The organism is Roseateles violae (genome assembly GCF_030410485.1).
GTDB classification, from domain to species: domain Bacteria; phylum Pseudomonadota; class Gammaproteobacteria; order Burkholderiales; family Burkholderiaceae_C; genus Roseateles_D; species Roseateles_D violae.
In genome coordinates this window covers 1-13,626 of record NZ_JAUHHC010000003.1, presented here as the reverse complement: position 1 = coordinate 13,626, position 13,626 = coordinate 1, and the positions used below count along the sequence as shown (strand labels likewise).

General features: G+C 67.0%; 11 protein-coding genes. All 11 read left to right on the top strand.

Translation table 11 applies throughout. The features are described from left to right. Positions 1-19: 19 nt before the first annotated feature. Complete coding sequence (locus QWJ38_RS10355; protein WP_290359006.1) at positions 20-1,468, top strand: amidohydrolase family protein; 1,449 nt, start codon at positions 20-22, stop codon at positions 1,466-1,468. A 26-nt stretch (positions 1,469-1,494) separates the two neighbouring features. Then, positions 1,495-2,292: a spermine/spermidine synthase domain-containing protein gene (locus QWJ38_RS10350; RefSeq protein ID WP_290359782.1), complete on the top strand. Its 798-nt coding sequence runs from the start codon at positions 1,495-1,497 to the stop codon at positions 2,290-2,292. Continuing rightward, on the top strand, positions 2,289-4,082 hold the full coding sequence (gene tfpB / locus QWJ38_RS10345; RefSeq protein ID WP_290359005.1) for a type IV pilus assembly ATPase TfpB: 1,794 nt from the start codon (positions 2,289-2,291) through the stop codon (positions 4,080-4,082). Before QWJ38_RS10350 ends, tfpB begins: the two co-directional genes overlap by 4 nt. A gap of 233 nt (positions 4,083-4,315) precedes the next feature. Next, a complete protein-coding gene (locus QWJ38_RS10340; protein WP_290359004.1) occupies positions 4,316-4,780 on the top strand; it encodes a tripartite tricarboxylate transporter TctB family protein in 465 nt (154 codons plus the stop codon). Positions 4,781-4,790: 10 nt separating this feature from the next. Continuing rightward, complete coding sequence (locus QWJ38_RS10335) at positions 4,791-6,302, top strand: tripartite tricarboxylate transporter permease (RefSeq protein WP_290359003.1); 1,512 nt, start codon at positions 4,791-4,793, stop codon at positions 6,300-6,302. A 232-nt stretch (positions 6,303-6,534) separates the two neighbouring features. Further along, positions 6,535-7,410 (top strand): branched-chain amino acid ABC transporter permease, encoded by an 876-nt coding sequence (locus QWJ38_RS10330; RefSeq protein ID WP_290359002.1) that lies wholly within the window; start codon positions 6,535-6,537, stop codon positions 7,408-7,410. A 90-nt stretch (positions 7,411-7,500) separates the two neighbouring features. After that, positions 7,501-8,577 carry a branched-chain amino acid ABC transporter permease gene (locus tag QWJ38_RS10325; RefSeq protein ID WP_290359001.1) on the top strand — a complete coding sequence of 359 codons (1,077 nt, stop codon included), beginning with the start codon at positions 7,501-7,503 and terminating at the stop codon, positions 8,575-8,577. Positions 8,578-8,746: 169 nt separating this feature from the next. After that, complete coding sequence (locus tag QWJ38_RS10320) at positions 8,747-9,550, top strand: ABC transporter ATP-binding protein (RefSeq protein ID WP_290359000.1); 804 nt, start codon at positions 8,747-8,749, stop codon at positions 9,548-9,550. Then, positions 9,547-10,326, top strand: a complete 780-nt coding sequence (locus tag QWJ38_RS10315) for an ABC transporter ATP-binding protein (RefSeq protein WP_290358999.1) — start codon at positions 9,547-9,549, stop codon at positions 10,324-10,326. Before QWJ38_RS10320 ends, QWJ38_RS10315 begins: the two co-directional genes overlap by 4 nt. A 15-nt stretch (positions 10,327-10,341) precedes the next feature. Further along, positions 10,342-12,207, top strand: coding sequence for an AMP-dependent synthetase/ligase (locus tag QWJ38_RS10310; protein WP_290358998.1), 1,866 nt, complete (start codon positions 10,342-10,344; stop codon positions 12,205-12,207). 51 nt (positions 12,208-12,258) lie between these two features. Then, positions 12,259-13,416: an ABC transporter substrate-binding protein gene (locus QWJ38_RS10305; protein WP_290359781.1), complete on the top strand. Its 1,158-nt coding sequence runs from the start codon at positions 12,259-12,261 to the stop codon at positions 13,414-13,416. The last annotated feature ends 210 nt before the right edge of the window (positions 13,417-13,626 follow it).

The window sequence follows — 13,626 nt, the reverse complement described above, 5'->3', positions numbered from 1 at the left end:
TATGAAGAAAACGACACCGATGAAGTTCCTCCCGCTGCTGCTGACCGCGGCCCTGAGCGCGCCGGCCCTGGCCGCGAAGAAGATCGAGGCCGATCTGTTGCTGAAGCAGGCCGCCGTCGTCGACGTGACGAACGGCAAGCTGCTGCTCGGCAAGGCGGTGCTGACGCGCGGCACGCGCATCCTGGCCGTGGTCGACGAGAAGCAGCTCGGCAACTACGCGGCCAAGAAGACGGTCGCGCTGCCGGGCCGCTACATCATCCCCGGCCTGTGGGACAGCCATGTGCATTTCGGCGGCGGCCCGGCGCTGATCGAGGAGAACAGGCGGCTCTTGCCGCTGTACCTGGCGCATGGCATCACGACGGTGCGCGACTGTGCCGGCGACCTGACCGAGACGGTGCTGCAATGGCGCGCGCAGATCAATGCCGGCAGCCTGCAGGGGCCGACGATCTTTGCCGCCGGCGCCAAGCTGGAGGGCTACAAGCCGCTGTGGAAGGGCACGATCGAGGTCGGCACGCCGGCCGAGGTCAGCCTGGCGCTCGATGGCCTGCAGGCGGCCCAGGTCGACTTCATCAAGATCACCGAGAACACGCTGAAGCCGGACATCTATCTGGATGCCCTGCGCGAGGCCAAGGCGCGCGGCCTGCGCACCTCCACCCATCTGCCCGGTCAGATCACGCTCGCCCAGGCCAGCGAGGCGGGGCTGGGCAGCGTCGAGCACCTCACTTATCTGCTGCGCGCGGCGACCCCGCGCGAGGCCGAGCTGACGGCCCAGGTCGCGGCCGGCCAGATCAGCGGCCGCGCGGCGGCCGAGCAGAGCCTGGCCAGCTTCGACGAGGCGACCGCACGCAGCGCCTTTGCCCGCATGGCCGCGGCCGGCACCGCCGTCGTGCCGACCTTGTCGATCAGCCGCATCACCGCCTATCTGGACCAGGACGATCACAGCCGCGACGACTACCTGAAGTACCTGGGCCCGCAGCTGCGCGCGACCTATGACTGGCGGGTCAGGCGCGCGGCGCTGGACAGCCCCGAGCAGATCGCCTACCGGCATGCCAATGTCGAGCGCGCCGCCTCGCTCCTGCCGCTGCTGCAGCAGGCCGGCGTGTCCATCATCGCCGGCACCGATGCCGGTTTCCTGAACTCCTTCGACTACCCGGGCCAGGCGCTGCACGACGAGATCGGGCTCTATGTCAAATACGGCCTGACGCCGCTGCAGGCGCTGCAGTCGGCGGTGCTGGCCGGGCCGCGCTTCCTCGGCAAGCTCGATCGCTATGGCGATCTGGCGGCGGGCAAGATGGCCGACATCGTCGTGCTGGACGCCAACCCTCTGCAGGACATCGGCGCCACGCGCAGGATCCGCGCCGTCGTCGCCAAGGGCGAATGGCTGGACCGTGCGACGCTGGACCGCATGCTGGCCGAGCTGCAGCAATGGGTGGCGGAGCAGCCGCCCGCGCCGGCGGTACCGAACTGAGCGGCGCGGCGACGATGAAGGATGCGATGAACAAGAGCAAGAAGGCGCCCGGCTGGGCGCCGGCGACCCTGAGCGAATTCGACGGCGTGCGCTTTCTGCACCTGGACTCGATCTGGGTGCAGGGCGCGATGCGCATCCGCAAGCCGCAGCGCCTGGAGCTCGAATATGTGCAGCGGATGATGGCCTGGATGCTGTGGCGCGACAGCGCCGAGCTGGCCCAGGGCCACGCGATCCAGCTGGGCCTGGGCGCAGCGGCGATCACGCGCTTCTGCCACAAGCTGCTGCGCATGAAGACGACGGCGGTCGAGATCAACCCGACGGTGATCTCGGCCTGCCGCGCCTGGTTCCACCTGCCCGAGGATGACCAGCGCCTGAGCGTCGTCAATGCCGATGCCGCGCAATGGGTGGCCGAGGCCGAGCCGCAGCAGGCCCAGGTGCTCAATGTCGATCTCTACGACCATGAGGCCGCCTCGCCGGTGCTGGACGACGAGGACTTCTATGCCGGATGCCGCGCGCTGCTGGCCGAGGGCGGCTTGATGACGGTCAATCTGTTCGGCCGCGACGCCAGCTTCGCGCGCAGCGCCGGCCGCATCGCGCGCGTCTTCGGCTCCGACCAGGTCTGGAGCCTGGCGCCGACCAAGGAGGGCAACACCATCGTCGTCGCCGCGCGCGGCGTCCAGGTGCCGGAGCGCGAGGAACTCGAGCGCAGAGCGGCTAATATCGAGTCGCAATTCAAGGACCAGGGCCTGCCGGCGCGCAAGTGGCTGCGCCTGGTGCGGCCGCTGCCGCTGAGCGTGATCCAGAACATCGAGCCCCGCCCATGACCGTTGCCAAGACCAAGACCAGCGCGGCAGCCGCCGCCCATCCGGAGGGGCGGCTCGAATGGCGGACCTTGCTGCACTGGCTGCGGGAGGACGGGCTGATCGACGAGGCCCAGGTCGCGCGCACCGAGCAGCGCTTCGGCGCCGGCGACAGCTCGCTGCATGCGCTGGTGCGGCTCGGCCATGCCGGGCTGACCCGGGTCGCCAATGGCAAGGCGCTGGACCTCGATGCGCTCAGCGAATGGCTGGCGTCGCGGGCCAAGCTGCCCTATCTGCGCATCGATCCGCTGAAGGTCGATGTCGGCCGCGTCGCCGACATCATGTCGGTCGGCTATGCCGAGGCGCGGCGCTGCCTGCCGGTGGCCGTCGGCCTGACCGAGGTGACGGTGGCGACGGCGGAACCGTTCGACATCGGCTGGGTCGAGCAGATCGAATCGCACGCGCGCAAGCCGGTCAAGCTGGTCGTCGCCAACCCGCTGGACATCGCCCGCTACACGACCGAGTTCTTCACCCTGGCGCGTTCGGTGCGCGCCGCCGCCAAGGCCGGCGAACAGAGCCAGGTGACCAGCTTCGAGCAACTGGTCGAGCTGGGCAAGAGCAAGCAGCTCGATGCCAACGACCAGGGCGTGGTCCAGGTCGTCGACTGGCTGTGGCAGTACGCCTTCGACCAGCGCGCCAGCGACATCCATCTGGAGCCGCGCCGCGAGATGGGCGTGATCCGCTTCCGCATCGACGGTGTGCTGCACACGGTCTACCAGCTGCCGCCGACGGTGATGAGCGCGATGATCTCGCGCATCAAACTGCTGGGCCGCATGGACGTGGTGGAGCGCCGGCGCCCGCTGGACGGCCGCATCAAGACGCGCAATCCGGCCGGCGACGAGGTCGAGATGCGCCTGTCGACCCTGCCGACCGCCTTCGGCGAGAAGATGGTGATGCGGATCTTCGACCCCGACACCGCGGTCAAGGACCTGGCCACGCTGGGCTTTTCCGGCCACGACAGCGAGCGCTGGGAGAAGCTGGTCCGGCAGGCCCACGGCATCATCCTCGTCACCGGCCCGACCGGCAGCGGCAAGACGACGACGCTTTATTCGACCCTGAAGCGCCTGGCCACCGACGAGGTCAATGTCTGCACGGTCGAGGATCCGATCGAGATGATCGAGCCGGCCTTCAACCAGACCCAGGCGCAGGCGAACCTGGACTTCGGCTTCGCCGAAGGCCTGCGCGCGCTGATGCGGCAGGACCCGGACATCATCATGGTCGGCGAGATCCGCGACCTGGCGACGGCCGAGATGGCGATCCAGGCGGCGCTGACCGGGCATCTGGTCTTCAGCACCCTGCACACCAACGACGCCGCCTCGGCGATCACGCGGCTGACCGATCTGGGCGTGCCGTCCTATCTGATCGGCGCCACCGTGATCGGCGTGCTGGCCCAGCGCCTGGTGCGCACGCTGTGCGAGCACTGCAAGCAGCCCGACCCGAGCGTCACCCGCGATACCTTGCAGGAGATGCTCAAGCATTGGCGGATGAACGGCGGCGTCAAGCCCTACAAGGCGGTCGGCTGCCTGGACTGTCGCAATACCGGCTACCGCGGGCGCGCCGGGCTTTATGAGCTGATGCTGCTGGGCGAGTCGACGAAGAAACATCTGCACCCGACGCCGGACCTGTCGGCGCTGCGCCGCCAGGCGGTGCAGGACGGCATGCGGCCGCTGCGCCTGGCCGGCGCCATGAAGATCGCCGAGGGCATGACGACCTTGGAAGAGGTGCTGCGCAATACCCCGCAGTGGGAGAACTGACGCGAAGCGTCGGTTCCACTAAAACTGAGGCGAAGCCTCAGCTTCACTCGATCGCAGGCATGACCTCGGTTCCAGCTCTGGTTCTACCGTAGCTGAAGGGAAGCTGAAGGCTCCGCGATGTGAGCCCTCGGAGCCTGTCCACCGCTCGGCGAGCGCTTACGTGTAAACCACACGATCGGGCCGGTTTGGCGCTGCCAGAATGCCTCACCGATAAAGCCTTCTGAGGGTTTGCAATGAAGATCAAGAGTCAAAGAGACTTCTGGTCAGGGCTGATGTTCGTGGTCGTCGGCGTCGCGTTCGCCTGGGCGTCCACCTCGTACAGCTTTGGCTCATCCGCCCGTCCGGGCGCCGGCTACTTCCCCTTCGGCCTCGGCGTGCTGCTGGCCATCCTCGGGGCGATGGTGCTGTTCAAGGCACTGACGATCGAGTCCGAGGGCGGCGATCCGGTCGGCGCCTTCGCCTGGCGGCCGCTGATCGTGATGGTCGTGTCCATCGCCGTCTTCGGACTGCTGCTGCCCCGCCTGGGCATGGCGATCACGCTGCCCATCCTGGTCATCAGCTCGGCGCTGGCCGGCGATGAATTCCACTGGAAGGATGCGCTGATCAACGCGGTCGTGCTGACCGTGTTCAGCTGGATCATCTTCGTCTGGGGCCTGAAGCTGGTGATTCCGGTCTGGCCCGTCTTCATCACCGGCTGAGGGGCACGCGATGGATCTCCTGAACAATCTCGCGCTCGGCTTCGGCGTCGCGTTCACGCTGCAAAACCTGCTCTACGCCTTCGGCGGCGCGGTGCTGGGCACCCTGATCGGCGTGCTGCCGGGCCTGGGCCCGGTCGCGACGATCGCGATGCTGCTGCCCTCGATCTACGCGCTGGACGCCACGCCGGCCCTGATCATGCTGGCCGGCATCTATTACGGCGCGCAGTACGGCGGCTCGACGACCGCGATCCTGATCAATGTGCCGGGCGAGTCGAGCTCGGTCGTGACCGCGATCGACGGCTACCAGATGGCCAGAAAAGGTCGCGCGGGGGCCGCGCTCGCTGCAGCCGGCCTGGGCTCCTTCTTCGCCGGCTGCGTCGGCACGATCATCATCGCGGCCTTCGCGCCGCCGCTGACCGAGCTGGCCTTCAAGTTCGGCCCGGCCGAGTACTTCTCGCTGATGGTGCTGGGCCTGATCGGTGCCGTCGTGCTGGCCTCGGGCTCGCTGGTCAAGGCGATCGCGATGATCCTGCTGGGCCTGCTGCTGGGCCAGATCAACACCGACGTGATCTCGGGCACGCCGCGCTTCTCCTTCGACATCCCCGAGCTGACCGACGGCATCGGCTTCGTCGTCATCGCGATGGGCATCTTCGGCTTCGGCGAGATCATTGCGAACCTGGGCCAGCCGGCCGAGCACCGCGAGGTCTTCACCAAGGACGTCAAGGGCCTGTGGCCGACCAAGCAGGACTTCCAGGAAGCCTGGCCCTCGGTGCTGCGCGGCACGACGCTGGGTTCCTTGCTGGGCGTGCTGCCCGGTGGCGGCGCCTTGCTGGCTTCCTTCGCCTCCTACACGCTGGAGAAGAAGGTCACCAAGAACCCGCGCGTGCCCTTCGGCAAGGGCGCGATCCAGGGCGTGGCCGGTCCCGAGTCCGCGAACAACGCCGGCGCGCAGACCTCCTTCATCCCGATGCTGACCCTGGGCATCCCGCCGAACGCGGTGATGGCGCTGATGGTCGGCGCGATGACGATCAAGGGCATCCAGCCCGGCCCGCAGGTGATGACCAGCAACCCCGAGCTGTTCTGGGGCCTGATCGCCTCGATGTGGATCGGCAATCTGATGCTGGTGGTGCTGAACCTGCCGCTGATCGGCATCTGGATCAAGCTCTTGACCGTGCCCTACCGCTTCCTGTTCCCGGCCATCGTCGTGTTCTGCTGCATCGGCACCTACACGCTGAACAACAACAGCTTCGACGTCTATATGACGGCGCTGTTCGCGGTGCTGGGCTATCTGTTCTACAAGCTCAGCTGCGAGCCGGCCCCGCTGCTGCTGGGCTTCATCCTCGGCCCGATGATGGAAGAGAACCTGCGCCGTGCGCTGCTGCTGTCGCGCGGCGACTGGAGCACCTTCATGACGCGTCCGCTGTCGGCCGGCCTCTTGATCGCCGCCGCGCTGATGATCGTCGTCGTGATGCTGCCCTCGATCAAGAGCAAACGCGAGGAGGCCTTCCAGGACGAGGGCTGATCGAAGCCCGGCGCCCGCGGCGGCGCCTCCATCCGCAAAGCCCGCCGGCGAGCCCGGCGGGCTTTTTTTGTCTGTCGACCATGACTTCGCGGACGCCCGGGTTTTCTCGGTGATGCGCGGCCTGTGCGCATGCAGTACAAGCTCGGCTATCGGCTCGCTGTGCCTAGGCCGGTGGGCTCCAGAAGAAGAGGGCGCGTCGTGCTGCGCGGCCCGATCCAGAGGCAAGGGCGCGATGCAGGGTTTGCAGGTGCTGATCGGCGGGCTGGCGCAGGGCTGTATCTACGGCCTGATCGCGCTCGGCTTCGTGCTGATCTACAAGGCGACCGAGACGGTCAGCTTCGCCCAGGGCGATCTGATGATGCTGGGCGCCTTCCTGGGCCTGGCCCTGCTGAGCGCCTGGGGCCTGCCCTTCTGGCTGGTGGTACCGGCGGTGATCGTGGCGATGGCCCTGTTCGGCATGCTGCTCGAGCGCGTCGTCATCAGCCCCATCCTCGGCCAGCCGGCCTTCGCCATCGTGATGCTGACGGTGGGCATCGGCTATATGGCGCGCGGCATGATCACGATGATCCCGGTCATCGGCACCGAGACCCATGCGCTGGAGGTGCCCTACCGCGGCGAACTCCTGCGCTTCGCCGGCCTGGTGATCGCCGTCGAGCAGTTGGTCGTCATCGGCGTGACGGCCCTGCTGTGCGGCGGGCTCTATCTGCTGTTCCGGCGCAGCAAGGTCGGCATCGCGATGCAGGCCGCCTCGCAGAACCAGCTGGCCGCCTACTACATGGGCATCCCGGTGCGGCGGCTGAACGGTCTGGTCTGGGGGCTGGCCTCGGCCGTCGCGGCGATTGCCGGGCTCTTGCTCGCGCCTATCACCTTCGTGCACGCGAATATGGGCCTGATCGGCCTGAAGGCCTTCCCGGCCGCCGTCGTCGGCGGCTTCGGTTCGCTGCCCGGCGCCATCGTCGGCGGCCTGGTGATCGGCGTCGTCGAGGCGCTGGCCGGCTTCTACCTGCCCGAGGGCTTCAAGGACGTGACGCCCTATGTGGTCGTGCTCCTGATGCTGATGCTGAAGCCGAACGGCCTGTTCGGCGAGCGGCTGCGCAAGAAGGTCTGAAGCGATGACAGTCGACCCCCACGCTCACTTCGTTCGCTGCCCCCCGGGGGGGCGCTCAGTGCCCTTCGGGCGGCCGTGCGGGCACTGACGATGCGCTTCCTTTTCAAGACCAGCTACGACCAGGACATCGCGCTGGCCAAGCATGGCGGTCATCGCTTCTGGTACGGCCTCCTGCTGGCGCTGCTGCTGGCCGCGCCCTGGCTGGCCGACGAATACTGGCTGGCCCAGCTGACCTTCGTGCTGATCTACGGCCTGGTCGGCCTGGGCCTGATGTTGCTGGCCGGCTTCACCGGCCTGTTCTCGCTGGGCCATGCGGCCTTTCTGGGCATAGGCGCCTACACGCAGGCGGTGCTGGCCGGCCAGGGCTGGCCCTTTCCACTGTCTTTTGCCGCTGCGGCCCTGCTGTCGGCGCTGGCCGGCGCGATCGTCGGCCTGCCGGCGCTGCGGGTGAAGGGCGTCTATCTGGGCATCGCGACGCTGTCCTTCGGCTTCATCGTCGAGGAGGGGCTGGCGCGCTGGGAGTCGGTGACCGGCGGCAATGCCGGCAAGATGGTCGGCAGCCTGCAGGCCTTCGGTTGGCAGCTCGACAGCGCGGCGGGCTTCTACTTCGTCTGCCTGGTGCTGACCGTCGGCGCGACCTTGGCCGTGCTCAATCTCCTGCGTGCGCCGACCGGCCGCGCCTTTGTCGCGATCCGCGATTCGGAGATCTCGGCGCAGAGCATGGGCATCCACCTCGCCTATTACAAGACGCTGTCGTTTGCGATCTCGGCCGCGCTGGCCGGCCTTGGCGGCGCGCTCTACGCGCACAAGATCCGCTTCCTCTCGCCGGACCAGTTCAACATCCTGCAGAGCATCGACCTGCTCCTGCTGGTCGTCATCGGCGGGCTCGGCTCGGTGCATGGCGCCTTTCTCGGTGCGATCTTTCTGATCACGATGCCGCAGCTGATTGCCTTGTTCAAGGACCGGCTGCCCGACGCGATCGGCCAGGCGCCGGGCCTGCAGGCGGCCGTCTACGGCGGGGTGCTGATCCTGTTCGTGCTCTTCGAGCCGCTGGGGCTGTACGGTCGCTGGCTGAAGGCACGCACCTGGCTGCAGCTCTTCCCCTTCTACCGCCGCGGCCTGTTCAAGCGGCAGAAGAGCTTTCAGAAATCGGACCGGCTGAGATGAAGCCCCTCGTCCAAGGAATACCTTGGCCGGTCCCCCGAGGGGACGGCGATGCTCGCGGCGTCGAGCCGCGAGCACATCGCCCGAGGCGGGCCGGCTTGGGAGCGGCCCGGCGCTCGGCCCGCAGAATGCAAGTGTCATGCCTGCCACGAACGCAGATTGGACAGCCGAGATGAGCGGCGAAATCCTGCTGTCCGTCGAGGACCTGACCCTGCGCTTCGGCGGCGTCGTCGCCGTCAACAAGGTCAGCTTCGAGGTACGCCGGGGCGAGGTGTTCACGCTGATCGGCCCGAACGGTGCGGGCAAGACGACGGTGTTCAATCTGATCAGCCGCATCTATGTGCCCAGCGCCGGTGCGATCAGCTATCTGGGTCGTCCGCTGGCCAGCGTGGCGCCCCATGGGGTGGCGGCGCTGGGTATTGCGCGCACCTTCCAGAACATCGAGCTGTTCGAGCATGCGACTGTCTTGCAGAACCTGCTGATCGGTCGCCATGTCCACCACCGCCGCAGCCTCTGGGGCGAACTCTTGTTCGCGCCGGGCGTGCGCGCGGCCGAGCGGCAGACGCGGCGCAAGGTCGAGGAGGTGATCGACTTCCTGGATCTGCAGCATTACCGCGACACCCTGGTCGCCGGCCTGCCCTATGGCGTGCGCAAGGTCGTCGAGCTGGCGAGGGCGCTGGCGACCGAGCCCAAGCTCTTGCTGCTGGACGAGCCGTCCTCAGGGCTGAACGTCGAGGAGACCGGCGACATGGCCTTCTGGATCCAGGACATCAAGAACGATCTGGGCATCACGGTCCTGATGGTCGAGCACGATATGAGCCTGGTGTCCAAAGTGTCGGATCGGGTGCTGGCGATGAACCAGGGTGAGGTGCTGGCCCTGGGCACGCCGGCCGAGGTGCAGGCCCATGCCGGCGTGATCGAGGCCTATCTCGGCTCGGCCGAGGACGCCGGCAGCCTGCGCAGGAGCCGGGCATGAGCGCAGCCGAAGCCATCCTGAAGCTCGCCAACGTCGAGAGCGCCTACGGGCCGATCAAGGCGATACGCGGCGTCAGCCTGCAGGTGCGCCCCGGCGAGATCGCGACGGTGCTAGGCGCCAACGGTGCCGGCAAGACGACGATCCTGAAGACGATCTCGGGCATCATCGATCCGCGCAAGGGCTCGGTCGAGTTCCGCGGCGACAACATCACCGCACTGGATCCGGCCCTGATCGTGCAGCGCGGGCTCTCCCATGTGCCGGAGGGGCGCGAGGTGTTCCCGCTGCTGTCGGTGCGCGACAACCTCCTGATGGGCGCCTACACGAGGCGCGACCGCGATGCGGTGGCGCGCGATGTCGAGGGCGTGTTCGGCTATTTCCCGATCCTGCGCGAGCGCGCGGCCCAGCAGGCGGGCCTGCTCTCGGGCGGACAGCAGCAGATGCTGGCGATCTCGCGCGCCTTGATGGCCGCGCCCGAGCTGATCCTGCTCGACGAGCCCAGCCTGGGCCTCAGCCCCAAGCTGACCAAGGAGATCTTCGAGATCGTCGTGCGCATCAACCGCGAGCGCGGCACGACGGTGCTGCTGGTCGAGCAGAACGCCAATATGGCCTTGAACGCGGCAGACTATGGCTATGTGCTGGAGAACGGCCGCATCGTGATGGAAGACAGCTGCGAGCGGCTGCGCGAGAAGGATGACATCAAGGAGTTCTACCTGGGCATGAAGGAAGCCGGCGCGCGCGGCGAGCGGCGCTGGAAGAAGAAGAAAACCTGGCGCTGAAGCAGAGCATCGACCATGAGCAATCTCTGGGACGCCCAAACCGCCGTGCCGCCGAATCCGACGGCGATTGGCGGCGACACGCTGCCGCAGGTCTTCTGGAACGCGGTGGCCTTGCGCGGAGAGCGGGTCTTCATGCGCCGCAAGCTGCTGGGTATCTGGGAGAGCTGGCGCTGGCGCGACTGCGCCGCGGCCGTGCGCGAGATCGCGATGGGTCTGGCGGCGCTGGGATTGAAGCCCGGCGACTGCGCCTCGATTCTGTCGAACACCCTGCTCGAATGGGTGTTGGCCGATCTGGCGATCCAGTCGGCCGGCGGGGTGACCAACGGCGTCTACCCGACCGACTCGGCCTCGCAGCTGCAATACCTGTGCGAGGACTCGCGCACGGTGCTGCTCTTCGTCGAGGACGAGGAACAGCTGGACAAGGCGCTCGAGGTGCGCAGCGCGCTGCCGCTCTTGCGCAAGACCATCGTCTTCGACACGCGTGGCCTGCAGCGCTTCAGTGACCCCGATGTCATGAGCCTGGACGAGCTGCGCGCGCTGGGCCGCGAGTTCGATGCCGCCGATCCGGGCCTGTTCGACGAGCGGCTGCACAGCCGCGGGCCGGCGGACCTGGCCATCCTGGTCTACACCTCGGGCACGACCGGCAAGCCGAAAGGCGCGATGCACAGCCATGCCGGCCTCGTCTACAGCATGCGCCAGGCGGTCGTCGGCCTGCCGCAGGACGAGCGCGACGAGCGCATGTGCTTTCTGCCGCTGTGCCATATCGCCGAGCGCTTGGTCGGTGCCTATGCCTCGCTGTACTCGGGAGCGACGCTGAATTTCGTCGAGAACCCCGACACGGTGGCCGAGAACGTGCGCGAGATCGCGCCGACGATCTTCTTCGCCGTGCCGCGGGTCTGGGAGAAGTTCTATTCGGCCGTCGCGATCGCGATCAAGGAGGCCTCGCCGCTGCAGCAGCTGGCCTATCGCTGGGCTCTGGGCGTCGGCGGCGAGGTCGTCGACCTGGTGCTGGCCGGCAAGCCGGTCGGCGCCGGGCTCAAGCTGCGCTTTTTGCTCGCGCGCGGGCTGGCGCTGAACAATGTGCGCAAGCTGATCGGCATTCACCGCTGCCGGGCCCTGCTGACCGGCGCGGCGCCGATCTCGCCCGAGCTGATCCGCTGGTATCTGTCGCTGGGCGTGCCGATGCTGGAGGGCTGGGCGCAGACCGAGAGCTGTGCGCTGGGCACGATCACGCGCGCCGACGCGATGCGGCCGGGCACGATCGGCGTGGCGGCCGAGGGCGTCGAGGTGCGTGTGGACGAGGCGAGCGGCGAACTGCTGCTGCGCGGGCCGAATGTCTTCATGGGCTATCTGAACCAGCCGGAGAAGACGGCGGAGACGATAGACGCCGAAGGCTGGCTGCACACCGGCGATGTCGGCGCCGTCGATGCCGACGGCTATTTCCGCATCACCGACCGCATGAAGGACATCATCATCACGGCCGGCGGCAAGAACATCACGCCCAGCGAACTGGAGAACGAGCTGAAGTTCTCGCCCTTCATCACCGATGCCGTCGTGATCGGCGACAAGCGTGCCTATCTGACCGCGCTGGTGATGATCGACCAGGAGAACGTCGAGAAGTTCGCGCAGGACCGCGACGTACCGTTCTCCAACTACGCCAGCCTGACCCGCGCCCGCGAGGTGCAGGAGTTGATTGAGGGCGAGATCGCCAAGGTCAATCGCAAGTTCGCCCGCGTCGAGCAGATCAAGCAGTTCCGCCTGCTGGAGACGCAGCTCGGCGCCGAGGATGAGGAACTGACGCCGACGATGAAGCTGAAACGCTCGTTCGTGCAGAAGAAGTACGCGAGCCTGATCGAATCGATGTACAGCGCCGGCGCCTGAGACCGGCTTTCGTTCGCCAAGCCCAAGAAGGAGACAGACATCATGACGAAGATGAGAGCAAGCCTCGCGGCCGTGGCCCTGCTGGTCTCGGCCGGGCTGGCCCAGGCGCAGAGCCAGGGCGTCAGCAAGACGGAGATCGTCGTCGGCTCGATACAGGACCTGTCCGGCCCCTTGGCCGGCTACGGCAAGCAGGTGCGCGCCGGCATGCAGCTGCGCGTCGACGAGCTGAACGAGCAGGGCGGCGTGCACGGCCGGCGCATCGTGCTGAAGTTCGAGGACTCGGGCTACGACCCGAAGCGCGCCGTGCTGGCCGCGCAGAAGCTGGTGAACCAGGACAAGATCTTCATCATGGCCGGCCATATCGGCACGGCGCAGAACCTCGCGGCGATGCCGGTGCAGTTCGAGAAGAATGTAATCAACTTCTGGCCGCTGACGGCGGCGCGGGAGATGTACGAGCCCTTTCACAAGCTGAAGTACTCGTTTGCCGTGCCCTATTACGAGCAGATCCGCGTGATGCTGCCGCGCCTGGTGAAGGAGAAGGGCGCCAAGAAGGTTTGCGCCCACTATCAAGATGACGACTTTGGCCTCGAGGTCTTGAAGGGCGCCGAGGCGGGTTTGAAGGGCATCAATATGGAGCTGGCCGAAAAGACCAGCTTCAAGCGCGGCGCGACCGAGTTCTCGTCCCAGGTGGCCAAGCTGAAGTCGGCCGGCTGCGATGTGGTCGTGCTGGGCACCATCATCCGGGAGACGATCGGTTCGATCGCCGAGGCGCGCAAGACCGGTTTCAATCCGATCTTTCTCGGCTCCAGTGCCGCCTACACCGACCTGATTCACAAGCTAGGCGGCAAGGCGATGGACGGCTTCTACGCGACGATGGCGACCCAGCATCCCTATATGGATGAGGCCTCGCAGCCGATCCGCTTCTGGGCCACCAAGTACAAGACCAAGTTCGGCGACGACCCGACCGTCTTCTCGGTCTATGGCTATCTGATCATCGATGGCTTCATCGCCGTGGCCCAGAAGGTCGGTCCGAACCTGAGCACCGACAGCTTCATCAAGGCGATGGACTCGATGAGCTTCCCGGCCGACATCTTCGGCAGCGCACCGGCCAGCTACACCGCGACCAAGCGCCTGGGCAGCAACGCCTCGCGCCTGTCGCAGATCCAGGACGGACGCTGGAAGGTGATCTCCGACTACGTGGGTCAGTAGGTCGGCCCTGGCGCCTCGTCGCGCCACCGGCCAGGACGAAGAAGCAGGGCGCCGAGCGAAAGTTCGGCGCCCTTCTTGTTTGCCGTCGAAAACCTGTGCTACAGTAGCGGGCTTCGCTGCTCGCGGACTTCTTCGGAAGGAAGTTGGGCGGTGAGGGAAGCGGCGATGAGCACGCGGCAAGCACGGTTTGAGAAGTTTTTCGAAAGTGCT